A 22,372-nucleotide genomic window follows, 5' to 3' on the forward strand; every position below is an offset into this window, starting at 1 on the left:
GTTGGCCTAAAGCCTCCGGCGGATGTCACGGAATCGAAAAGGAGTTCTTAGGGGATGTTAGCCTAAAACCATTGCATCCATGCGATAACGGCTAACTGACCTGCACCGGTAAAAACGCCACGTCCTGTGGCATTACCGAAATGACCGACATCGTGTCGGCCCTCGTGCAGGCCTAAGCACAAAGCCGATTCCGGACGCAATTATGCCGAGGCGTAATTGATTAAAAAGGGGATTAATGAAAAATGACGAAAATAGCATTTATTTTTCCAGGCCAAGGTTCTCAAGTAGTTGGGATGGGGCAAGAGTTTATCGAGAATGCGGCAGAAAGTAAAGCATTTTATGAGCGTGCAAATCAATCGCTTGGCTTTGAGCTTTCTAAGCTTATGTTAGAAGGGCCAGCCGAGGAGTTAACATTGACTTACCATGCACAGCCGGCATTGTTAACTACTGGTGTGATGGTTGCAGAAAAATTACTTGCAGCGGGTATTAAGCCGAATTGCGCAGCCGGACATTCACTTGGAGAATATGGAGCATTAGTAATCGCTGGTGTACTATCGTTTGAAGATGCAGTTTCAGTTGTGCATAAGCGTGGGCTTTATATGAATGAAGCTGTACCTGCAGGGCAAGGTGCTATGGCAGCTATTCTAGGGATGGAGCTTGAGGCACTGCATGAAGTAACTGAAAAAGTTTCTGCAGCAGGTGATCCAGTTCAGGTAGCGAATGTAAACTGTCCAGGGCAAATCGTTATTTCTGGTACAAAAGAAGGCGTTGAAAAGGCTTCTTTAGCGGCAAAGGAAGCTGGTGCAAAACGAGCAATTCCTTTAGTTGTTAGTGGTCCATTCCATTCAGAGCTAATGCGACCATCTTCTGAAAAATTAGGAGCAACGTTGGCTGATATATCATTATCAGTTCCACAAATCCCGATAATCGGCAATGTCATGGCGAAAGAATTAGAGGATGTTCCAGCTATTCAACATGAGTTAGTAGAACAAGTATATAGCGCTGTGCAATGGGAAGCATCTGTGCGTGAAATGATTGCACGAGGTGTAGATGTCTTTATTGAGTGTGGACCAGGCAAAGTATTAAGTGGATTAGTGAAGAAAATTGATCGATCTGTTGCGACATACTGTGTTTATGATGAAGCATCATTAGAGGCTGTACTAGAAGCGGCGAAGGAGTGGACAATAAATGCGTAAATTAGAGGGTAAAGTAGCTGTTGTAACTGGTGCTTCACGTGGAATAGGACGATCTATTGCATTAAAGCTTGCTGACGAGGGTGCTAAAGTTGTCGTTAACTACAGCGGTTCACAGGCAAAGGCAGAAGAAGTTGTCGCTACGATTCAAGAGAATGGCGGCGAGGCTATTGCTGTACAAGCGAGTGTTTCAAAAACAGAGGAAGTTTCAGCATTAATGGATGCAGCGGTGAAAACATTCGGCTCGCTTGATATTTTAGTAAATAATGCGGGTATTACTCGTGATAACTTATTAATGCGTATGAAAGAAGATGAATGGGACGATGTGCTAAATACGAACCTAAAAGGTGTTTTCCTTTGTACGAAAGCAGTAACACGTCAAATGATGAAGCAACGTGCAGGCCGTATCATCAATATTTCATCGATTGTCGGTGTAGCTGGTAATCCAGGGCAAGCTAACTACGTAGCTGCAAAAGCAGGGGTTATTGGGCTAACTAAAACAACTGCAAAGGAATTAGCATCACGTAATATTTTAGTAAATGCAGTTGCACCAGGCTTTATAGAAACTGAAATGACTGAGCAACTACCAGAAGATATAAAGCAAGGCATGCTTACACAAATTCCTCTAGCAAAACTTGGGCAGCCTGAGGATATTGCAAAGGCCGTAGCTTTTCTAGCTTCAGAAGATGCTAACTATATGACAGGTCAAACGTTACATATAGATGGCGGTATGGTAATGTAATTTCAATTAGTCATAAATTATGATTTTTTGTATAATCATTTGAGGGGAGGTGAATGTTTTGTCTACAGTATTAGAACGCGTAACAAAAGTAATCGTGGACCGTTTAGGTGTTGAAGAAAGTGAAGTAACTCTAGAAGCTTCTTTCCGTGATGATTTAGGTGCTGACTCATTAGACGTAGTTGAGCTTGTAATGGAGCTTGAAGACGAATTCGATATGGAAATTTCTGATGAAGATGCTGAAAAAATCTCAACAGTTGGTTCTGCAATTTCATACATCGAAAGTAAAATAAACTAATCGTTTAACTTTATATAGCAGAGATTAATCACCTCTACTGGTGCTGACATGGATGCGGTCATTATACAATAAATGTTTATGATTGAATAAAGTTAAAGCCTTTGGCAGAAATTACTCATGCTTTTCTTCGGTGTGAAGAGTAGATACTATGCTGAGGCATATTTAAAAAGGGGACGAAATGGTTCGTTTAGCGAACTGTGATCGTCCTCTTTTTTTTATCTTCATTCAGTAGAAGACACTCACTTATGAAGGTGGTAAGAAGAATACAAGAGTCGTTCTTTCTTAGACTGAGTGACCAACATCACGTTGGCCTAAAGCTTCCGGCGGATGTCACGGATTTTGAAAGGAACGAATTGCGCAGGCACAATTCAAAATCCGGACGCATTGTTTTTCTGCGCGAAAGCGAAGCGACAGCTACAATTACGCCAAGGCGAAATTGACCTTAAAAATAATTAATTTCCAAAACATTGTATTTAAGCCGAAATACTTTTGCATAAATGCCTTGAAAAAGGTACACTTAAACGGTAGAAACTATTAGGAAGGCAGATTGTTCAATGGCTATGAAAAGAAAAGGAACTATGCAGAAATCTGGCGTACTTCCTGAAAAAGTACGCAATCAATTCGAGCTGTTACAGCATGAATTAAATATCACATTTATTAATAAAAATTTATTGTATCAAGCATTCACACATTCATCTTATGTGAATGAGCATCGCCGTAAATTGTTTACGGATAATGAGCGTCTTGAATTTTTAGGAGACGCAGTACTTGAACTGTCTGTTTCTAAATACCTTTTTGAGAAATACCCTCATATGAGTGAGGGTGAGCTGACAAAGCTACGAGCATCCATAGTATGTGAGCCGTCACTTGTTATCTTTGCAAATGAATTAGGCTTTGGTCGCTTTGTATTACTTGGAAAAGGTGAAGAATTAACAGGTGGACGGGAACGCCCAGCGCTACTTGCAGATGTATTTGAGTCATTTGTAGGTGCCCTTTATTTAGATCAAGGCTTACAAACGGTTGTGTGCTTTTTAGAACGAATCGTATTCCCGAAAGTAGAAGTCGGTGCTTTTTCGCATGTGATGGATTTCAAAAGCCAATTGCAAGAAATGGTACAGCAAACAAATAACGGCCTTCTTCATTATGAAATTATTGATGAAAAGGGTCCTGCACATAACCGTACCTTTATATCGAGCGTACTATTAAATGGACAGGAACTTGGTATTGGTCGTGGGAAATCAAAAAAAGAAGCCGAGCAGCAAGCTGCGCAATGTGCGATGCGTTCTATGCGTGAGCAAACTGCAAAAGAGGAGGCTTAATAGATGTTCCTAAAACGACTCGAAGTGATTGGCTTTAAATCTTTTGCGGAGCGCATTGGAATTGATTTTGTACCCGGTGTTACAGCGGTGGTTGGACCAAATGGTAGTGGGAAAAGTAATGTCACTGATGCCATTCGTTGGGTACTTGGGGAGCAATCGGCAAAGTCGTTACGTGGGGCAAAGATGGAGGATATTATTTTTGCTGGAAGTGACTCACGTAAGCCACTAAACTTTGCAGAGGTAACATTAATTTTAGATAATACAGATGAACAGCTTGCTTTTTCATATACAGAAGTCAGCGTAACAAGACGCGTATACCGTTCAGGTGATAGTGAATATTTACTAAATAACCAGCAGTGTCGCCTGAAGGATATTACGGACTTGTTTATGGACTCAGGACTTGGGAAAGAGGCCTTCTCCATTATTTCACAAGGCCGTGTCGATGAAATTTTAAATAGCCGACCTGATGACCGTCGCTCAATTTTTGAAGAGGCAGCTGGCGTATTAAAGTATAAGCTAAGAAAGAAAAAGGCAGAGCATAAGCTTGTTGAAACAGATGAAAATTTGTATCGTGTTTTAGATATTTTACATGAGCTAGATAGTCGTCTGGAGCCGTTAGAAATTCAGGCATCAAGTGCAAGAGATTATGTGCAAATGTCAACAGAGTTAAAGGATTTTGATATCGCTATCCTTGTGCACGATTTAAAAAATTGTGCACAATCTTTGCATGCTCTGAAAGCAGAGTATACAGAGCTATATGAAATGGAGCAAAAACAAGCTCATCATATTTCTTCGATAGAAAAGCAAACTGCAAGTATTCGTAAGTTTTTAAAAGAGTTAGATGATTATTTAGATACGACTCAGGCTGAGTTTGTTAATGCAACGATGGAAGTAGAGCGTTGGGATGGTCGTAAAGCGTTAATGGCTGAAAAGCGTCAAAATGCTTCTAATCAACTACTTCAATTGAATACGGCATTACAAGAAGCAAAAGATGAGGTTGAGGCTCTTATAGCTCAAGAGCAAGAGAAAAAAGAATTGTTCATTGAAAAACAACAAGAGGTTGCAGCGCTGAAACAAAGCATTAAGCAATTAGAACAATCTTTAAATCGCTCTGTTTCTGAAATTGAACAAGAAATAGAAGAACAAAAAAACCGATATATCGACTCCTTAAACGAAGAAGCAACAGTTAAAAATGAATTGAAAAATATCGAGCAACAGTTAGCGCAGCAAAAAGCGATGGCGACACGAATGTCAGATCAAACTGATGAAATCGGGCAAGAACTTGCGCAAATTCTAGCTGAAAAGGAGAAGCTAGATGTTGCTCATACTACAACATCTAACGAATTGCAGGAAAAACTTGAGCAATATGAAGCATTGCAAATACAGCTTAAAAACGTCAATGCATCATTTAATGAAAAGCAGGATATGCTTTATAAAGCTTACCAGCATCAGCAACAACTAAAAGCTAGAAAAGATACGCTAGCTGAGCTTGAAGCAGATTTCTCTGGGTTCTTCCATGGAGTAAAAGAAGTATTATTAGCACGTGATAAAGGTGAACTAGCTGGGATTGAAGGAGCCGTTGCTGAGTTAATCCAAGTAGATGGAAAATATTCTCAAGCTATCGAAACAGCGTTAGGGGCAGCCTCTCAGCATATTGTGACAACTAATGAACAATATGCTCAACAGGCAATTCATTGGTTAAAACAAAAGAGAGCTGGACGCGCAACATTTTTACCTAAAACAGTTATCAAGTCTCGGAAAATCAATCTATCTATGATACAGCTAGCCACTGAGCATCCAGCATTTGTCCGAATGGCTGACGCACTTGTAACGTTCGATGAAAACAACCGCACAATTGTCGAGAACCTCCTAGGTAATGTCATCGTTGCATCGAGTTTAGAAGGTGCAAGCCAAATTGCTCGATTATGTGGGTTTAGATATCGTGTTGTAACACTTGAAGGTGATATCGTCAATGCAGGCGGTTCATTGACAGGTGGTGCAACGAAGCAACAATCTTCACTCTTTACAAGAAAAGCGGAATTAGATGGTTTAATAGTAAAGCTAGAATCATTGGAAGCATCTATTTTTGGTGCTGAACAGGCTGTCTCGACTGAAAAAGAGAAGCTTGCAACATTGCGAGACAAAGTAGAACAATTGAAGCTTGACGGTGATCAGCTAAGAAAAGATGAAATGCAACAGGCGAGTCGTATACGCGAGCTAGAGGTTGTCGAGAAAAGCTTATCTGCACGAGTATCTTTTGCTTCTAATGAAACACAAGATGTAAAAACACGCGAAGAAGCATCGTTAACTCAAAAGGAAGCGGCTACGGAGCGTTTAACGGCATTAGCAACAGAACTGTTAGAGATAAATGAAACAGTGGAGCAACTAAGTAAGGTGAAGCTACAAAGTGAATCGGAGAAAGATGTACTTCGTGAGCAGTCAGCAGAAAAACGCTCGCAGTTAGCGGTTATGCAGGAGCAAATGTCACAAGTACAAATTGCTACAGCCGAGTTAGCCCTACAATTAAACAAAGGTCGTCAAAAAGTCGACAATATTTCTCAGGAAATAATCTGGCTTGAATCTGATGAATCGACAAAACTTTTAAGTGATGAAGAAGTGGATGAGCAAGTTGCTACGTGGAAAGCTAGAAGAGATTCGCTGCAGGATACTATTTCACAGAAAAAAGATGAAAAAGTAGCACAACAACAAGAGCTTACTACTTTAGAAGAACAGCTGAAGGAATTGCAACGTACACATAAAGGCTACGTTGAAGCGATACGTGCAAATGAATTGAAGCGAAGTCGCGTAGATTTTGAAATCAATAATTTCAATGAACAGCTAGAAGAAAACTATCAGCTAACATTCGAGGAAGCTGAGGAGTTAGCCCTTGCAATTGAAGATGAAGAGCATATGCGACGTCGAGTGAAATTACTGAAGAAATCTATAGAGGAGCTAGGTCCTGTTAATTTGAGTTCCATTGAGGAATACGATCGTGTCCTTGAACGCCATTCGTTTTTAACAGAGCAGCGTGAGGATTTACTTGCTGCACAGGAAACATTACATGAGGCTATTAAAGAAATGGATGAAGAAATGACGCTAAGATTTAGCGAAACCTTCTATGCCATTCGAGAGCAATTTAAACGTGTGTTCCGTGAATTGTTTGGTGGAGGACAGGCGGATTTAGTGTTATTGGACACTCAAAATCTGCTAGAAACAGGTATAGAAATTGTAGCACAACCTCCAGGGAAAAAATTACAAAACCTAAGCTTGCTTTCAGGTGGCGAACGTGCACTAACTGCAATCGCTTTATTATTCTCCATCCTAAATATTCGACCTGTACCATTTTGTATTCTCGATGAAGTAGAGGCAGCTTTAGATGAGGCGAATGTCGTTCGATATAGCCAATATTTGAAGAAGTTTAGCCGAAATACCCAATTTATTGTGATTACACATCGTAAAGGAACGATGGAGGGAGCGGATGTCTTGTATGGTATTACAATGCAGGAATCTGGCGTATCTAAACTTGTATCAGTAAAATTAGAAGAGGAACCCGTACTTGCGGAGCAAAGGAGCGAACAAGCATGAGTTTTTTTAAACGTTTAAAAGATAAATTGATTGGCAATCCCACCGAGGAAGAAAAAGTAGCAGAGATTATTGAAGAAGAAGCTGCTGAACAGAAACAAGATGAAGCTACAGAGCCTGCTCAAATTGAAGCAATTGTGGATGAAAATGAAAAAGCTGAGGAAGTTTCTGTAACGGAAGCAACAAGTGAAACAGAAATTCCTGTAGCAAGTGAAGATCAAGAACAACAAGAACAACAAGAGCAACAAGAGCAACAAGAAGAAGTTCAAGAGGTCGCAATAGTAGAAGAACCCGTAAAGGAGAAAAAACCTTCTGCTTGGTCCATTACACAAAAGTTCAAGACTGGACTTGAAAAAACACGTAATTCATTTACTTCTAAAGTAAACGACCTAGTTGCTCGTTATCGAAAAGTGGATGAAGATTTCTTTGAAGAATTAGAAGACTTATTATTACAGGCGGACGTTGGCTTTGAAACAGTAATGGAGCTAATGGACAAATTACGCTTTGAGGTTCAGCGTAAAAATATAAAAGATACAAGCGGTATTCAAACGATTATTTCTGAAAAACTTGTGGAAATTTATGAGCAAGGAGAAGAGGATTTAATCGAGCTAAATATGCAGCCTAAAGGTGAGCTTACGGTAATTTTATTCGTTGGGGTAAACGGTGTTGGGAAAACGACGACAATCGGTAAACTTGCCCATCGTTTAAAATCACAAGGTAAAACAGTTGTTTTAGCGGCAGGTGATACTTTCCGTGCTGGTGCCATCGACCAATTGCAAGTTTGGGGAGACCGTGTGGGCTGTGAAGTGATTAAACAATCGGAAGGTTCAGATCCAGCGGCGGTTATGTATGATGCAATTCGTGCAGCGAAAAACCGTAATGCAGATGTGTTAATTTGTGATACAGCAGGGCGCTTACAAAACAAAGTAAACTTAATGAATGAGCTTGAAAAAGTTCATCGAGTAATCTCTCGAGAGGTTCCAAATGCTCCGCATGAAGTACTTTTAGCATTAGATGCAACAACAGGTCAAAATGCACTTGTTCAAGCGCAAACATTTAAAGAAGCTACAAATGTAACAGGGATCGTTTTAACAAAGCTTGACGGCACTGCAAAAGGTGGTATTGTTCTCGCTATTCGTAATAAATTACACATTCCTGTGAAGTTTGTTGGTCTTGGTGAAAAAATGGATGATTTACAACCATTCGATGCAGAGCGCTATGTGTATGGCTTATTTGCTGATGGTTTAGATAAAGAATTACAAAATAGTGAGGACTAATAGCTCACAAGCAATTTAAAGCGCTCGTCTGTAAACAGGGAATCGCATTGTTTAAAAGAGAAATACTAGCTATAGGTGAAAAACGCCTAAAAAGCAGTTAATTAAAGCTTTTAGACAAGGAGATTACCTTGACACAGACGGGCGCTTTTCGTTATGATACAAATGACTAATAACGGGAGGAGAAATATTCGATGCTACTTGAAAAAACAACACGCATGAACTTTCTCTTCGACTTTTATCAAGCATTATTAACAGATAAGCAACGAAGTTATATGGAACTCTATTATTTAGATGATCACTCACTTGGAGAAATCGCTGAATCGTATGGAATTTCACGCCAAGCTGTTTATGATAATATTCGTCGAACAGAAGCGATGCTTGAAGAATATGAAGAAAAATTATGTTTACTTGAAAAATTTCAACAACGTACACAAATGCTTGCGCAACTAACAACAGGGATTACAGAACAAAGTATGGCAGTTGAAGAGCAGCTAACGCTTATAGAACAGTTGAAAGAATGGGATTAGGAGGCGAAAGCAATGGCTTTTGAAGGATTAGCGGAACGACTCCAAGGAACGATCCAAAAGATTAAAGGTAAAGGTAAAGTATCGGAACAAGACGTTAAAGAAATGATGCGTGAAGTCCGATTCGCTTTAATCGAGGCGGATGTTAACTTAAAAGTAGTCAAAGAATTCGTTAAAAAGGTCAGTGAACGTGCTGTCGGTGTAGATGTTATGCAAAGCTTAACACCAGGTCAGCAAGTTATTAAAATCGTACAAGAAGAATTAACAGATTTAATGGGTGGCGAGCAAAGCCCAATTAAATTTAATACAAAGCCACCAACTGTTATTATGATGGTCGGCTTACAAGGTGCAGGTAAAACGACAACTACAGGTAAATTGGCAAATGTGTTACGTAAAAAATATAATCGTAAGCCATTACTTGTTGCTGCAGACGTTTATCGTCCAGCAGCTGTTCAGCAGTTACAAACATTAGGAAAGCAGTTATCCCTACCTGTTTTTGCGTTAGGAACTGATGTATCTCCAGTAGAAATTGCACGTCAGGCAATTGAATTGGCAAAAGAAGAACATCATGATGTCGTTATTATCGATACAGCTGGTCGCTTGCATATCGATGAAGATTTAATGCAAGAATTAAAAGATATTCGTGCGTTAAAAGAGCCGGATGAAGTATTCCTAGTTGTAGATGCTATGACAGGTCAGGATGCTGTCAACGTGGCAGAAAGCTTTAATGAAGCGGTCGGTATTACAGGAGTTGTTTTAACAAAGCTCGATGGTGATACACGTGGTGGTGCAGCGCTATCAATTCGTTCCGTTACACAGAAGCCTATTAAGTTTGTTGGTATGGGTGAGAAGCTGGATGCGCTGGAACCTTTCCATCCAGAGCGTATGGCGTCTCGTATATTAGGAATGGGTGATGTTTTATCACTTATTGAAAAGGCTCAGGCAAATGTTGACGAAGCAAAGGCTAAAGAACTAGAGGAAAAATTTAAAACCCAGACCTTTACGTTCGATGATTTCGTTGAACAATTGCAACAAGTAAAGAAAATGGGTCCACTTGACGAAATTTTGAAAATGTTACCAGGTGCAGGCAAAATCAAAGGCCTAGACAATGTTAAAGTTGATGATAAGCAAATGGGTCGCGTAGAAGCGATTATTTACTCGATGACACCTGCTGAAAAGACGAATCCAGACATTATTAACGGTAGCCGTAAAAAGCGTATAGCGAAGGGTTCTGGGACATCAATTCAAGAGGTAAATCGCCTATTGAAGCAATTTGAAGAAATGAAAAAAATGATGAAACAAATGACAGGCATGGCGAGTGGCAAAGGAAAGAAAAAGATGAAACTACCAGGCTTCGATTCATTGTTTAAATAATATTTTTTAGGTGTTAAGAAAAAACACTTTACAAACAACCTAAACATTGATAATATACTATCTTGTGTGAAACTTATTCGGAGGTGCTATTAAAATGGCAGTTAAAATTCGCTTAAAACGTATGGGAGCTAAAAAATCTCCTTTCTATCGTATCGTAGTTGCAGACGCTCGTTCACCACGTGACGGTCGTTCAATCGAAACAGTTGGTACTTACAACCCACTAACTAAACCAGCTACTGTAAACATTGATGAAGAGAAAGCTCTTAAATGGTTAACTGACGGTGCAAAACCATCAGATACAGTACGTAACTTGTTCTCAGAACAAGGTATCATGGAAAAATTCCATAACCAAAAATTCAGTAAATAATCGGGGGCGACGTCTTTGAAGCAGCTGATTGAAGCAATCGTTTTACCGTTAGTCGATTATCCAGAAGAAGTTCGTATAGAGACGGATGAAAATGCAAATCGAATTGTTTATAAACTTTTTGTTCATCCAGAGGATCGAGGGAAAGTCATAGGCAAGCAAGGGCGAGTAGCGAAAGCGATTCGTACAATTGTTTATTCAGCGGCGGGTAGTCACCATCAAAAAAAGACCTACGTCGATATATTGGATTGAAAGAAAAGATTTTCACGCTCTTTTATATGCAACAAGCACTGGAGAGTCCTGACAGGTATGTTTACATACGCTTAGGAATTCAAAGTGGCCTTGAGGTAAAGCGTAAAATCTGGACTTAAAAGGAAGGAGCTTGCCGGTTCCTTCCTTTTTTTATCTTCATTCAGTGGATGTCCAAACACCCACTGAAATAGAGGAACTCAGTTAAAAACGCCACGTCCTGTGGCAATTTATCTGTGCGAAAGCGCAGCGGCAGCAACAACAACACACGACTGAGTGACCAACATCGTGTTGGCTAAAACCTACGGCGGATGTCACGGATTTTGAGAGGAATGAATAAAGGATGTTAGCCTAAAACCTTCGCATCCTGCGAAAAAGGCTAACTGACCTGCATCGGTAAAAACGCCACGTCCTGTGGCATTAACGAAATGACCGACATCGTGTCGGCCCTCGTGCAGGCCTGGGCACAATTCAAAATCCGGACGCAATTACGCCAAGGCGAAATTGATTCATTTTCCTAGTTACATTGAGAGATAATTGAACATAATGACATTGAGGAAGACTGGTCAACGTCTAAGCTATAACACTGTCCACCAAAAGTTAAACTGCTTTTGTAGGTGAAAGGTTCTTTTTGATCTAGCTAGCAAGTAGCTTGACGGGGATGAGTATGTTTTAGCGCTTTTATCTTCATTCAGCATAAGACTCCCGCCTCTTAAGGTGGTGAGATGAACGAGGATGTGATTCCTTTTCAGTGGATGTCAAACACCTGCTGATATAAAGGAACTCAGTCTAAGAACGCCACGTCCTATGGCAATTTATCTGCGCGAAAGTGAAGCGTCAGCGGCAAAATGTTTTATGTAGCGAAAGCAAAGCGACAGCTACAATTACGCCAAGGCGAAATTGATATGAGGTGAGATTTAAATGGAATGGTTTAATGTAGGGCGTATTGTAAATACACACGGTATTCGTGGTGAGGTGCGTGTGTTATCAACAACAGATTTTGAGGAAGAGCGTTTCGCAGTAGGAATAAAGCTTGCGGCGTTTAAAAAAGATGATAAAAAGCCAACATGGGTAACAATTGAATCAATGCGTCGTCATAAAAACTTTATTTTGTTAACCTTTGAGGGAATGAATAACATCAACTTGGTTGAGCCTTTCAAAGAAGGAATGCTCAAAATTACGAAAGATCAACTGACAGATGATTTATTAAAGGAAAATGAATATTTCTTCCATGAAATAATTGGCTGTACAATTGTATCTGAGGAAGGCGAAACAATCGGAGCAGTGACCGACATTCTTCAAACAGGTGCAAACGATGTGTGGGTAGTCAAAGGCACTAAAAAAGAGCATTACATTCCGTATATCGAGGATATCGTCAAGGAAATTGATGTTGATGAGAAGAAAATAGTGATACATGTAATGGAAGGTCTACTATGATAAATATTCATGTGTTAAGTTTATTTCCTGATATGTTTACAGGCGTCTTTGGTGCATCCATATTAAATAAAGCACAGGAAAAAGGTGCAGTAAATCTGGAAGTAACTGATCTCCGTGGATTTTCGGGTAACAAGCATAATCAAGTAGACGATTATCCGTATGGTGGTGGTGCGGGAATGGTGTTGAAACCGGAACCGATGTTTAGCGCTGTCGAGGCCATTACTGAAGGAAAAAATCCTCGTATCATTTTGATGTGTCCACAAGGTGAGCGCTTTACTCAAAAAAAGGCAGAAGAGCTAGCGCAAGAAAAAGAGCTAGTATTTTTATGTGGTCATTATGAAGGTTATGATGAACGCATTCGTCAGCATCTTGTCACAGACGAGATTTCAATTGGAGATTTCGTGTTAACTGGTGGAGAGTTAGGGGCTATGACGGTTATAGATAGCGTTGTACGACTTCTGCCGGGGGTTTTAGGACAAGAGGATTCCCACATACAAGATTCGTTCTCAACGGGTCTTCTAGAGCACCCACATTATACACGCCCTGCTGAATTTCGCGGAATGAAAGTACCGGATGTTTTACTATCGGGCAATCACGCAAAGATTGAGCAATGGCGTATGGAGGAATCTTTGAAAAGAACATTTGAGCGTCGTCCTGATTTACTCGAGAATTATCCATTAACAGACAAGCAAAAATTGTATTTAGAAAAACTTAAAAACAACAATAAAGATGCTTGATTGCTATCTATATTTATGATAACATCTATTATGTACTTCTATGTGGAGTACTGAATTACGGTGTTCCGCTGTGGCATAGATTGCGTGCAAGAGCATCTGTCTAAGGAGAGAAAACAATGTCAAACATTATTACAGAGATTACAAAAGCTCAGCTTCGTACTGATCTACCAACTTTCCGTCCTGGTGATACTGTTAAGGTACACGTGAAAGTAGTAGAGGGTACTCGTGAACGTGTACAAGTATACGAAGGTGTGGTAATTAAACGTCGTGGTGGCGGTATTAGCGAAACTTTCACAGTTCGTAAAATTTCTTACGGTGTAGGTGTTGAACGTACATTCCCTGTACACACACCAAAAATCGCTAACTTAGAAGTTGTACGTCGTGGTAAAGTACGTCGTGCTAAACTTTACTACCTACGTAACCTACGTGGTAAAGCTGCTCGTATTAAAGAAATTCGATAATTATGACTTAAAAGTGAGGGGCTTGTACAACAAGCCCCTTTTCTTTTTGCTTGTCATCTTAAATAGCTATCAACTAAAATGAGGATAGACAAGGGGGCAAATCTCGATGGAAAAACAGATAAAGGAAAAGAATGAACTATGGGAATGGACAAAGGCACTTCTGATTGCATTTGCGATTGCAGCGATTATTCGTTATTTTTTATTTACACCCATTGCAGTAGATGGCCAATCCATGATTCCAACCCTTGAAGATGGCGACCGTATGATTGTGAATAAAATTGGTTACAAAATAGGTGAACCAAAACGCTTTGATATTGTTGTATTCCATGCTCCTGAAAAGAAAAACTATATTAAACGTGTTATTGGGCTTCCAGGAGACACATTGGAATATAAAGATGATCAATTATACATTAACGGTGAACCTATAGATGAGCCTTATTTAGATGCCTACAAATCAAAAATTACAGAAGGTACATTAACAGAGGATTTTACATTAAAAGACATTGACGTAAATCTAGATGTAATTCCAGAAGGCTATGTTTTCGTTATGGGAGATAATCGTCGTTACAGTAAGGACAGTCGTATTATTGGAGTCGTCGATCAGAAAGAGATTATTGGTAATACAAGTCTGATTTTCTGGCCGTTTAGTGATATTAAAATTGTAAAGTAATTCTTGAAAGGGAGGGCTAAACACTCCCTTTTTCTTTTAGTTTAGGAGGTATAGATATGACTATACAATGGTTTCCAGGGCATATGGCAAAGGCCCGCAGAGAAGTAACAGAAAAATTAAAGCTAGTTGATATTATATTTGAATTAATAGATGCACGTTTACCGCTATCTTCTCGAAATCCGATGATAGACGAAGTAATTAATCAAAAACCGCGTCTCCTTATCTTAAATAAGTCAGATATGGCAGATGAGCAGGAAACACGTAAATGGGTTGAATACTTTGCACGGAGGGGTCATAAGGCAGTAGCGATCAATTCTCTGGAAGGCAAAGGATTACAGCAGGTTACAAAGGCTGCTCAAGAAATATTAAAAGAAAAATTTGACCGTATGAAGTCCCGTGGGATGAAGCCAAGGGCCATTCGAGCAATGATCGTTGGGATTCCTAACGTAGGGAAATCGACGCTAATTAATCGCCTAGCAAAGAAAAATATAGCGAAAACAGGGAATACTCCAGGGGTCACTAAGGCACAGCAATGGATAAAGGTAGGCAAGGAGCTTGAATTACTCGATACACCAGGTATTTTATGGCCGAAATTTGAAGATCAAGAAGTAGGTTATAAATTAGCCTTAACAGGTGCTATAAAGGATACTATAACGAATATGGAGGATTTAGCTGTATATGGTCTACGCTTTTTATCCGTTCATTACCCGACACGAATGGAAGAACGCTATGGCTTCCAGTTTATCCATGAAGATTTAGTGGATACCTTCGACCATATCGGTAAACTTCGTCGTGTTTTCGGTCCTGGAGGAGAAATCGATTATGATCAAGTAGCTCAACTGATCGTTCGAGATATTCGTGGGTTACTATTAGGCAAACTAACATTTGACTTTGTTGACGAACAACTTGAAAAAGAAACAGAACAGTAATAAAACTGTCATACTCACGCTTTGTATCGTGAGTGTGACAGTTTTTCTTTTAGGAATACTTCATCTTGCCGATAAATGATATAGAGCGAGAAAAAAAGAAATAAATATTTTTGAATCAATTCGGAGCTTTTCGTTATAACGTGGGGATTGATTTCCGTTTCGGCTGGACGCTTTCGTCGCCCAGCCTCCACTACAATCAATTAAAATACATGAAATACCATTAAATATCATCCCGGAATATTAGTGATGATTCCAAACCTGTTCTTTATAAAAAAGTATTGTTAGTATAAAAGTATGGGCGAGAAGACTCAGACTGCACACGTGCGGAATGAAGAGTGATTGTGTATTCAAGTACATATTACAAAAAAGGATATATATTGTGAAAAACGCCAAAACGTTAGGGTGAATGATTAGCCCTCTAAAAAGTAAGATTAGCGAATAACTGTTAAGAACCAAAAGGGAGTAAATATATGAAAACGATTAAAGAAATTACTACAGCATTAAAAGAAGCGGAGGAATGGCAGGACTGGATGACAGGGATAGCAACCGATGAACGTGCAGGTGTGCAAAAGGCTTGGCAAGGCTGGAAAAAGCGCCAAGAGAAGAAGCAACAGTTACTGCAGGAACATCAAGCGAAAGTTGATTTCGATCAAAGTTACGGAGGAGAAAATACTTTAATTGCTGGGGTAGATGAAGCAGGGCGTGGACCGTTAGCAGGACCGGTAGTAACAGCTGCTGTTATTTTACCAGCAAACTGTGAGGCTCTAGTCGGATTAAATGATTCAAAGCAATTATCAAAAGATAAACGCAATGCTTATGCCGCTTTAGTAAAAGAGCATGCATTATATTATTTTATCCATTTCCAATCAGCACAACAAATTGATGAATTAAATATTTACGAAGCGACGAAGCAATCGATGAAGATAAGTGTAGAATCGTTATCTATTAAACCTAATTATGTGTTAGTTGATGCTATGACGCTGCCAATCTCTATTCCACAGGATTCAATAATTAAAGGGGATGCGAAAAGCTTAGCTATTGCAGCCGCATCCATATTGGCAAAAACGGCTCGAGATGATTATATGGATCAATTGAACGAGGAATTCCCTATGTATGGTTTTGCCCAGCATGCAGGATATGGTACAAAACAGCATTTAAAAGCACTTGAAGAGTTCGGTCCAACCATCCATCATCGTAAGTCGTTTGAGCCGATAAAATCAATGCTTTAAGGCATTTTGAAAACATAATAGCATACAAAAAATAAAAGGCACATCACCAAAAGTTAGGAAGGATATTTGCTATAACGTATATTATGTGGATAAGTTGATTGGAGCGGAGACTGGGCGACTCCTTGGGGATCAGCAATAGAGGAACGAAGGCTAAAACCATCACGTCCTGTGATAACGCCTTCGTTACCAACATCCTGCTGTTGCTGTAGCTTCGCTGCACTACGCTTTCGCGCAAAAACCACCTGTTGCCCCAAGCGGCTCATCGGACGCCCCCAGGAAGCTTTGCTCTGTAGCGAAAGCAAAGCGACAGCAACTACAAAGCGCGCAGTCGGAGCGGAAATCAAACCTACGCTATGGTGATGAGCCAAATAAAAATAGAAGCCAATTACGCCAAGGAGTAATTGATGAAAGGAGTATGTATATGACAGCCACATCTTTTAATCCGATTCAAATACAACAAGCTACTTTAACCTCAGCTAATCAGCCACTCACTTTAAAACAAGGACAAGTATTTCAAGGAACAATTAAACAATTATATCCAGATCAAATGGCAGAAATTCAAGTTGGTCATCAAAAATTTGTTGCTAAACTCGAAGTGCCACTAAAAGCAGGAGATGCCCATTTCTTCCAAGTAACTGGTACAAGCCCACAAACAGAACTAAAAGTTGTTACGGGCCCTATGGAGCAAACGACTTCCCAAAGTCAACAAATTAATCAGTTACTTGAATCAATGAATTTGCCAAAAACGGCTGAGATGCAGCAACTTCTAACTCATTTTATGAAAGCGCAACTCCCGATTTCAAAAGAGCAGCTGATGCAGGCAGAAATGTGGTTAAAAGGATTACCAGAGGACGTTACTAAGATGGATGCCCTGCAAGCCATTCAAAAAATGGTAGAGTTTAAAATGCCAATGACAAATGATGTTTTTCAAGCTCTTATTAGTGGACAAAAGACTAATGGCATGATTTCTGTAATGGAAAACTTTACACAGCTTTTAACGAAAGAAATCGCTTTGCCAGAAAACCTTAAGCAAAATCTAATGCAACAGGTACAGGCTATTGCAAAGCCTTTTGAAGTAGAAACTGGTAGTTTAGTACTTGCCAAGTCGATACAAATATTAACGAATAATGCTGCTTCTATGAGTGAAAAGATTCAAGCCATGAATATCTTAAAGGAGGCAGGGATACTTCCTCAGCAGGCAACCTTGCAAAACTGGTCAAGCCTTAGCGGTGTAAAGTCTATACAGTCAAATCAGTTTCAACAGGCAGGAGAAGTTATTCAAGCAATTTTAACGACAAAATCTGACAATATAAATCATCTTGTTGACCAGCTTAAATCTTGGACAGCAAATCAAAGCTTGCTAACCGATGAACAAAAGCAGTCATTAAATCAGCTTATCGATAGATTTAATCAGCTACCAGCAACTAAACAAACTCTAGAGATTTTTGCAAAACAGATGCAAGAACAACTTATAAAAGCGTTTGCAGAAAATTCTTCGGAGCGTTTATTTACACAAGATGCCAATGCTCTTTCAGTAAAGGACCATTTATTATCGCTTTTAAAGCATGAAGCTACTACTCCGCTACAAAATGAAGCATTCATGCGAAGTCTTATGAAAAATAGTGTTGAATCCCCGCAATCAATGATTCAGCAGATTGTTACGCAAGCAGATGCCCATGTACAAAATTCTATGGACAGTAAAGCGATGGAACATGCGCTTAAAACGGTATTAAAAAATCTAGGGGTTAGCTATGAAGCGACACTTAATAATAAGTCAGCAGATTTACAGCAGATTGCGCATCAATTAAAACCTCAGCTACATACATTATTGCAGGAAACACATATTTCTCCGCAACTGAAGGAAGCCGCAGAAATGTTAATGACACGAATGAACGGCATGCAGCTAGCATCAGGGGAGAATGGCCATCAGCATCAGCTTATTATGCAAGTACCATTAGAATTTTTTGGAAAGAAAATGGATGCGACATTGCAGTGGAATGGGCGCATGAAGGAAGACGGTAAAATTGATGCCAATTATGCGCGTATATTATTTTATTTACAAATGGAATCTATGAAAGAAACGGTTATTGATATGCAGGTTCAAAATCGTGTAGTTTCTGTGACAGTATTTAATGAAAATGATGATATTATTCCGCTTGCAGAACCACTGAAAGCAGCGTTAAAAATAGGACTAGCTGAAAAAGAATATCAACTTTCAGGCGTTTTTATTAAGCAATTTGAAAAGGCCCAACCTGCAAAAACAACCCCTGTAGTAGAACAGCAGGAGGAACATAGTGGGGTGGATTTTCGCGTATGAGTGAAGAAAAATTTACTCGAAAAGAGGCCATCGCTCTCACGTATAAGTTAGGACGTTTTGATAGTCCAACAGTAGTAGCAAAAGGAAAAGGGAAAATAGCGGAAAATATATTAGCGCGCGCGAATGAGCACGATGTCCCGATTTATGAGGATCCAAACCTTGTCCAACTACTTGGACAATTAGATCTAAATGAGTCAATCCCAGAAGAATTATATGAAGCTGTTGCTGAGGTTTTTGCATTTATTTATCGATTAGACCAACAACATGATCGAAAATATAGAAAAAATAGATAATTCTGATTTTCATAAAACTCTGTTTTAGTACACTAAATAGAAGAATGCGTCATATTAAAAGACAAAAAATGAATAAGAGACAAGGTATAGACTTTATCAGAATCTTTCGTTAGAATAGATTATGTTAGTAAAACAATTTTATGCAAATGTTTGATGGGAGGATGTATTATGAATATCCATGAATATCAAGGGAAAGAGATTCTAAGAAAATATGGTGTAGCTGTACCAAACGGAAAAGTAGCTTTTTCCCCTGATGAAGCAGTGAAAGTAGCGAAAGAACTTGGCTCTAATGTGACAGTAGTCAAGGCGCAAATTCATGCAGGTGGGCGCGGTAAAGCAGGGGGCGTAAAAATCGCTAAAAACCTTGACGAGGTGCGTACATACGCAAAAGAATTAATAGGTAAAATTTTAGTAACTCATCAAACAGGTCCAGAGGGAAAAGAAGTAAAACGCTTATATATTGAAGAGGGTTCTGATATTCAAAAAGAATACTATTTAAGTCTAGTATTAGACCGTGCAACATCCCGTGTAACAATGATGGGGTCTGAAGAGGGTGGCATGGATATTGAAGAAGTAGCGGAATCAAATCCAGAAAAAATCTTCAAAGAAGTTGTGGATCCTGTTGTTGGATTAACAGGTTTCCAGGCACGTCGCATGGCGTTTAAAATGAATATTCCAGCTAACCTAGTAGGGAAAGCTGTTAAATTAATGTTAGGCTTGTATCAAGCATTTATCGACAAAGATGCTTCTATTGTAGAAATTAATCCACTTGTTATAACAGGACAAGGAGAAGTTTTGGCATTAGATGCTAAATTTAATTTCGATGCAAATGCGTTATATCGTCATAAAGATATTGTCGAATTACGCGATTTCGATGAAGAAGATCCTAAGGAAATCGAAGCATCAAAATATGACCTTAGTTATATTTCGCTAGATGGTAACATTGGCTGTATGGTTAATGGAGCTGGTCTTGCAATGGCTACAATGGACACAATTAGCTATTATGGCGGAAGCCCCGCTAACTTCCTAGATGTAGGTGGCGGTGCAACGGCAGAAAAAGTAACAGAAGCTTTCAAAATTATTCTTTCTGATCCACAAGTAAAAGGCATTTTCGTAAACATTTTTGGCGGAATTATGAAGTGTAACATTATTGCCGAGGGTGTTGTGACAGCTGCCAAAGAAATTGGCTTAGCTGTGCCGTTAGTTGTACGTTTAGAAGGTACAAATGTAGAACTTGGAAAAGAGATTTTAAATGCATCTGGTTTAAACATCGTTGCAGCGGATTCAATGGCTGACGGTGCACAAAAAATTGTGGGACTAGTAGGCTAAGGAAGGCAGGGAGAACAATGGCTGTATTTATTAATAAAGATACTAAGGTAATTGTACAAGGGATTACGGGCGAAACTGCACTTTTCCATACGAAGCAAATGCTTGATTATGGCACTAAAATTGTAGCTGGTGTAACACCGGGTAAAGGTGGACTTGAAATCGAAGGAGTACCTGTATTTAACACTGTGGCGGAAGCTGTAGCAGCAACAGGCGCAACAACTTCAGTTATTTATGTACCTGCTCCATTCGCGGCGGATGCTATTTTAGAGGCTGTAGATGCTGAATTAGAATTAACAATCTGTATTACTGAACATATTCCTGTCCTTGATATGGTTAAGGTTAAACGTTATATGGAAGGTAAAAAGACACGTCTAGTAGGTCCGAACTGTCCGGGTGTTATTACGGCAGATGAATGTAAGATTGGCATTATGCCAGGTTATATCCATACGAAAGGTCATGTAGGAGTTGTTTCTCGCTCTGGTACGTTAACATACGAAGCCGTACACCAATTAACACAAGCTGGTATTGGTCAAACTACAGCTGTAGGTATCGGTGGAGACCCTGTCAACGGTACAAACTTTATCGATGTTTTGGAAGCGTTTAACAACGATCCAGAAACATATGCAGTTGTAATGATTGGGGAAATTGGGGGTACAGCTGAAGAAGAAGCGGCTGAGTGGATTAAAGCAAATATGACAAAACCTGTCGTTGGCTTTATCGGTGGACAAACAGCACCTCCAGGTAAACGTATGGGTCACGCAGGTGCTATTATTTCAGGTGGTAAAGGAACAGCAGCAGAGAAAATTAAGGCAATGAATGCTGCTGGTATTGAAGTAGCAGAAACGCCATCTGTCATTGGTGACACACTTATTAAAGTAATCAAAGAAAAAGGGCTATACGAAAAGTGTAAAACCCATTAAAATGGAAGATGTAGCACGTTGTGGCTACATCTTTTTCTTTATTTTGATATGGCTTTAAATGCTTTTAATGGAATTGTGTTCAAGAGATGAAATGGCTAACTCCCTACTTACTATAAAAGGACCTTTCCTAAAAAAGCTATGTCATTTAAGGTGCGGTCATTTAATTTCTTCTATTAAAAGGAGGTTTTTAAATGATTTTTTCAGTCGATACACAGAGATTACTAGCTTTACATTATATATACCCATTACCACTTCAAAAACTTCAGCAATTATTGTCCCCGGTGGATATACTAAGTTATTTTGAAGAAGCGCCCCCCAACGAGATTGCCAAAGCACTGCAAATATCATCTCAAAGAGCATTGGAAATATCCCGGATTTTCCGACAAAATGTGACATTTCCATTTGAGGAAGCTTATGAACGGGCCAATATTTCCCCTATCCCTTTTCATCATCCTGTTTACCCGGCGCAATTATTTGAAATATCCAGTCCACCTACGGTATTGTATGTGAAAGGTCGGTATTCTCTATTAACGAAAGAAAAACAAGTAGCTATTATAGGCTCTAGAAAGGCTACAGCTTATACAAAGACTGCGATGGACCTAATTGTCCCGCCACTTGTTGAACACGAATATACAGTCGTAAGCGGGCTTGCAAGAGGGGCAGATACGATAGCTCATGAGACAACCATAAAAGTTGGCGGTTCCACAATTGCAGTGCTTGGGCACGGGTTTAATTATATATACCCTAAGGAAAACCAGTCTCTCGCTGAGCATATGGCGGAGCATCAGTTACTTGTCACAGAGTACCCTCCGTATATGAAGCCTGAAAAATGGCATTTTCCAATGCGTAACCGAATAATTAGCGGATTGTCCAAAGCTTTAGTTGTAACCGAAGCAGCATTAAGAAGTGGAACGCTTATTACAACAGAATATGCATTAGATCAAGGAAAAGATGTATTTGTTGTACCGGGTCCAATTAATGCAGAGCAATCAAAAGGCACAAATAAACTACTATTAGAAGGGGCTATTCCGGTGTGCAATGGTCATGAAATCGTTGAAACACTTACTCTCTTTTCTAACAAAAATTGAAAAAAAGTTGCATTATCTTAAAATCTGTTATACATTTTGCAAC

At 39.5% G+C, this 22,372-nt stretch carries 22 protein-coding genes; 21 read left to right on the forward strand and 1 reads right to left on the reverse strand.

Annotation, left to right across the window (positions count from 1 at the left end):
- Positions 1-242: 242 nt before the first annotated feature.
- The 16 genes from fabD (at position 243) to ACZ11_RS20720 (ending at position 16,382) form a co-directional block, all read left to right on the forward strand.
- Positions 243-1,196, forward strand: a complete 954-nt coding sequence (fabD, locus tag ACZ11_RS20645; protein WP_049668410.1) for an ACP S-malonyltransferase — start codon at positions 243-245, stop codon at positions 1,194-1,196.
- Positions 1,189-1,935 carry a 3-oxoacyl-[acyl-carrier-protein] reductase gene (gene fabG, locus ACZ11_RS20650; RefSeq protein WP_049668411.1) on the forward strand — a complete coding sequence of 249 codons (747 nt, stop codon included), beginning with the start codon at positions 1,189-1,191 and terminating at the stop codon, positions 1,933-1,935. Before fabD ends, fabG begins: the two co-directional genes overlap by 8 nt.
- A 58-nt stretch (positions 1,936-1,993) precedes the next feature.
- Positions 1,994-2,230: an acyl carrier protein gene (gene acpP, locus ACZ11_RS20655; RefSeq protein WP_008181678.1), complete on the forward strand. Its 237-nt coding sequence runs from the start codon at positions 1,994-1,996 to the stop codon at positions 2,228-2,230.
- Positions 2,231-2,784: 554 nt separating this feature from the next.
- Positions 2,785-3,549, forward strand: coding sequence for a ribonuclease III (rnc, locus tag ACZ11_RS20660; protein WP_049668412.1), 765 nt, complete (start codon positions 2,785-2,787; stop codon positions 3,547-3,549).
- A gap of 3 nt (positions 3,550-3,552) precedes the next feature.
- On the forward strand, positions 3,553-7,134 hold the full coding sequence (gene smc, locus ACZ11_RS20665; RefSeq protein ID WP_049668413.1) for a chromosome segregation protein SMC: 3,582 nt from the start codon (positions 3,553-3,555) through the stop codon (positions 7,132-7,134).
- Entirely contained in the window at positions 7,131-8,408 is a 1,278-nt protein-coding gene (gene ftsY, locus ACZ11_RS20670) for a signal recognition particle-docking protein FtsY (RefSeq protein ID WP_049668414.1), read from the forward strand. The genes smc and ftsY overlap by 4 nt, the downstream gene beginning before the upstream one ends.
- A gap of 191 nt (positions 8,409-8,599) precedes the next feature.
- A complete protein-coding gene (locus tag ACZ11_RS20675; protein ID WP_049668415.1) occupies positions 8,600-8,935 on the forward strand; it encodes a putative DNA-binding protein in 336 nt (111 codons plus the stop codon).
- A gap of 12 nt (positions 8,936-8,947) precedes the next feature.
- Positions 8,948-10,306 carry a signal recognition particle protein gene (ffh, locus tag ACZ11_RS20680; protein ID WP_049668416.1) on the forward strand — a complete coding sequence of 453 codons (1,359 nt, stop codon included), beginning with the start codon at positions 8,948-8,950 and terminating at the stop codon, positions 10,304-10,306.
- Between the two features lie 94 nt (positions 10,307-10,400).
- Positions 10,401-10,673 carry a 30S ribosomal protein S16 gene (rpsP, locus tag ACZ11_RS20685; protein ID WP_049668417.1) on the forward strand — a complete coding sequence of 91 codons (273 nt, stop codon included), beginning with the start codon at positions 10,401-10,403 and terminating at the stop codon, positions 10,671-10,673.
- 15 nt (positions 10,674-10,688) lie between these two features.
- Positions 10,689-10,922, forward strand: a complete 234-nt coding sequence (locus ACZ11_RS20690) for a KH domain-containing protein (protein WP_004269410.1) — start codon at positions 10,689-10,691, stop codon at positions 10,920-10,922.
- A gap of 918 nt (positions 10,923-11,840) precedes the next feature.
- The gene (gene rimM, locus ACZ11_RS20695) at positions 11,841-12,356 is read left to right on the forward strand and encodes a ribosome maturation factor RimM (protein WP_049668418.1); all 516 of its coding nucleotides are present in this window, start codon (positions 11,841-11,843) and stop codon (positions 12,354-12,356) included.
- Positions 12,356-13,093 carry a tRNA (guanosine(37)-N1)-methyltransferase TrmD gene (gene trmD / locus ACZ11_RS20700; RefSeq protein ID WP_049668747.1) on the forward strand — a complete coding sequence of 246 codons (738 nt, stop codon included), beginning with the start codon at positions 12,356-12,358 and terminating at the stop codon, positions 13,091-13,093. Before rimM ends, trmD begins: the two co-directional genes overlap by 1 nt.
- A 116-nt stretch (positions 13,094-13,209) precedes the next feature.
- Positions 13,210-13,554, forward strand: coding sequence for a 50S ribosomal protein L19 (gene rplS / locus ACZ11_RS20705; protein WP_049668419.1), 345 nt, complete (start codon positions 13,210-13,212; stop codon positions 13,552-13,554).
- Positions 13,555-13,660: 106 nt separating this feature from the next.
- Positions 13,661-14,224 carry a signal peptidase I gene (gene lepB, locus ACZ11_RS20710; RefSeq protein WP_049668420.1) on the forward strand — a complete coding sequence of 188 codons (564 nt, stop codon included), beginning with the start codon at positions 13,661-13,663 and terminating at the stop codon, positions 14,222-14,224.
- Positions 14,225-14,280: 56 nt separating this feature from the next.
- On the forward strand, positions 14,281-15,153 hold the full coding sequence (gene ylqF / locus ACZ11_RS20715) for a ribosome biogenesis GTPase YlqF (protein ID WP_049668421.1): 873 nt from the start codon (positions 14,281-14,283) through the stop codon (positions 15,151-15,153).
- Positions 15,154-15,623: 470 nt separating this feature from the next.
- The gene (locus ACZ11_RS20720; protein ID WP_049668422.1) at positions 15,624-16,382 is read left to right on the forward strand and encodes a ribonuclease HII; all 759 of its coding nucleotides are present in this window, start codon (positions 15,624-15,626) and stop codon (positions 16,380-16,382) included.
- 53 nt (positions 16,383-16,435) lie between these two features.
- On the opposite strand, the gene ACZ11_RS20725 is transcribed toward ACZ11_RS20720, so the two are convergent.
- On the reverse strand, positions 16,436-16,645 hold the full coding sequence (locus ACZ11_RS20725) for a hypothetical protein (protein WP_049668423.1): 210 nt from the start codon (positions 16,643-16,645) through the stop codon (positions 16,436-16,438).
- Positions 16,646-16,803: 158 nt separating this feature from the next.
- On the opposite strand from ACZ11_RS20725, the gene ACZ11_RS20730 reads away from it, so the two are divergent.
- The 5 genes from ACZ11_RS20730 (at position 16,804) to dprA (ending at position 22,329) form a co-directional block, all read left to right on the forward strand.
- Positions 16,804-18,699 carry a hypothetical protein gene (locus ACZ11_RS20730; protein ID WP_049668424.1) on the forward strand — a complete coding sequence of 632 codons (1,896 nt, stop codon included), beginning with the start codon at positions 16,804-16,806 and terminating at the stop codon, positions 18,697-18,699.
- A complete protein-coding gene (locus ACZ11_RS20735) occupies positions 18,696-18,992 on the forward strand; it encodes an EscU/YscU/HrcU family type III secretion system export apparatus switch protein (RefSeq protein ID WP_049668425.1) in 297 nt (98 codons plus the stop codon). The genes ACZ11_RS20730 and ACZ11_RS20735 overlap by 4 nt, the downstream gene beginning before the upstream one ends.
- A gap of 168 nt (positions 18,993-19,160) precedes the next feature.
- Positions 19,161-20,321 carry an ADP-forming succinate--CoA ligase subunit beta gene (gene sucC / locus ACZ11_RS20740; protein ID WP_049668426.1) on the forward strand — a complete coding sequence of 387 codons (1,161 nt, stop codon included), beginning with the start codon at positions 19,161-19,163 and terminating at the stop codon, positions 20,319-20,321.
- A 17-nt stretch (positions 20,322-20,338) separates the two neighbouring features.
- Positions 20,339-21,241: a succinate--CoA ligase subunit alpha gene (gene sucD, locus ACZ11_RS20745; protein ID WP_049668427.1), complete on the forward strand. Its 903-nt coding sequence runs from the start codon at positions 20,339-20,341 to the stop codon at positions 21,239-21,241.
- Between the two features lie 191 nt (positions 21,242-21,432).
- Complete coding sequence (gene dprA, locus ACZ11_RS20750; RefSeq protein WP_049668428.1) at positions 21,433-22,329, forward strand: DNA-processing protein DprA; 897 nt, start codon at positions 21,433-21,435, stop codon at positions 22,327-22,329.
- The last annotated feature ends 43 nt before the right edge of the window (positions 22,330-22,372 follow it).

Source organism: Lysinibacillus xylanilyticus (genome assembly GCF_001183605.1).
Taxonomy (GTDB): Bacteria; Bacillota; Bacilli; order Bacillales_A; family Planococcaceae; genus Lysinibacillus; species Lysinibacillus xylanilyticus.

What these genes read in the sequence shown, in the direction of transcription:
- ACZ11_RS20725 (WP_049668423.1), bottom strand. Translation starts at nt 16,645, where the DNA reads ATGAGCCGCTTGGGGCAACAGGTGGTTTTTGCGCGAAAGCGTAGTGCA.
- ftsY (WP_049668414.1), top strand. Translation starts at nt 7,131, where the DNA reads ATGAGTTTTTTTAAACGTTTAAAAGATAAATTGATTGGCAATCCCACC.
- ylqF (WP_049668421.1), top strand. Translation starts at nt 14,281, where the DNA reads ATGACTATACAATGGTTTCCAGGGCATATGGCAAAGGCCCGCAGAGAA.
- rplS (WP_049668419.1), top strand. Translation starts at nt 13,210, where the DNA reads ATGTCAAACATTATTACAGAGATTACAAAAGCTCAGCTTCGTACTGAT.
- fabD (WP_049668410.1), top strand. Translation starts at nt 243, where the DNA reads ATGACGAAAATAGCATTTATTTTTCCAGGCCAAGGTTCTCAAGTAGTT.
- rnc (WP_049668412.1), top strand. Translation starts at nt 2,785, where the DNA reads ATGGCTATGAAAAGAAAAGGAACTATGCAGAAATCTGGCGTACTTCCT.
- rimM (WP_049668418.1), top strand. Translation starts at nt 11,841, where the DNA reads ATGGAATGGTTTAATGTAGGGCGTATTGTAAATACACACGGTATTCGT.
- smc (WP_049668413.1), top strand. Translation starts at nt 3,553, where the DNA reads ATGTTCCTAAAACGACTCGAAGTGATTGGCTTTAAATCTTTTGCGGAG.
- ACZ11_RS20675 (WP_049668415.1), top strand. Translation starts at nt 8,600, where the DNA reads ATGCTACTTGAAAAAACAACACGCATGAACTTTCTCTTCGACTTTTAT.
- rpsP (WP_049668417.1), top strand. Translation starts at nt 10,401, where the DNA reads ATGGCAGTTAAAATTCGCTTAAAACGTATGGGAGCTAAAAAATCTCCT.
- ACZ11_RS20735 (WP_049668425.1), top strand. Translation starts at nt 18,696, where the DNA reads ATGAGTGAAGAAAAATTTACTCGAAAAGAGGCCATCGCTCTCACGTAT.
- ACZ11_RS20720 (WP_049668422.1), top strand. Translation starts at nt 15,624, where the DNA reads ATGAAAACGATTAAAGAAATTACTACAGCATTAAAAGAAGCGGAGGAA.
- ffh (WP_049668416.1), top strand. Translation starts at nt 8,948, where the DNA reads ATGGCTTTTGAAGGATTAGCGGAACGACTCCAAGGAACGATCCAAAAG.
- sucD (WP_049668427.1), top strand. Translation starts at nt 20,339, where the DNA reads ATGGCTGTATTTATTAATAAAGATACTAAGGTAATTGTACAAGGGATT.
- ACZ11_RS20730 (WP_049668424.1), top strand. Translation starts at nt 16,804, where the DNA reads ATGACAGCCACATCTTTTAATCCGATTCAAATACAACAAGCTACTTTA.
- lepB (WP_049668420.1), top strand. Translation starts at nt 13,661, where the DNA reads ATGGAAAAACAGATAAAGGAAAAGAATGAACTATGGGAATGGACAAAG.
- dprA (WP_049668428.1), top strand. Translation starts at nt 21,433, where the DNA reads ATGATTTTTTCAGTCGATACACAGAGATTACTAGCTTTACATTATATA.
- fabG (WP_049668411.1), top strand. Translation starts at nt 1,189, where the DNA reads ATGCGTAAATTAGAGGGTAAAGTAGCTGTTGTAACTGGTGCTTCACGT.
- sucC (WP_049668426.1), top strand. Translation starts at nt 19,161, where the DNA reads ATGAATATCCATGAATATCAAGGGAAAGAGATTCTAAGAAAATATGGT.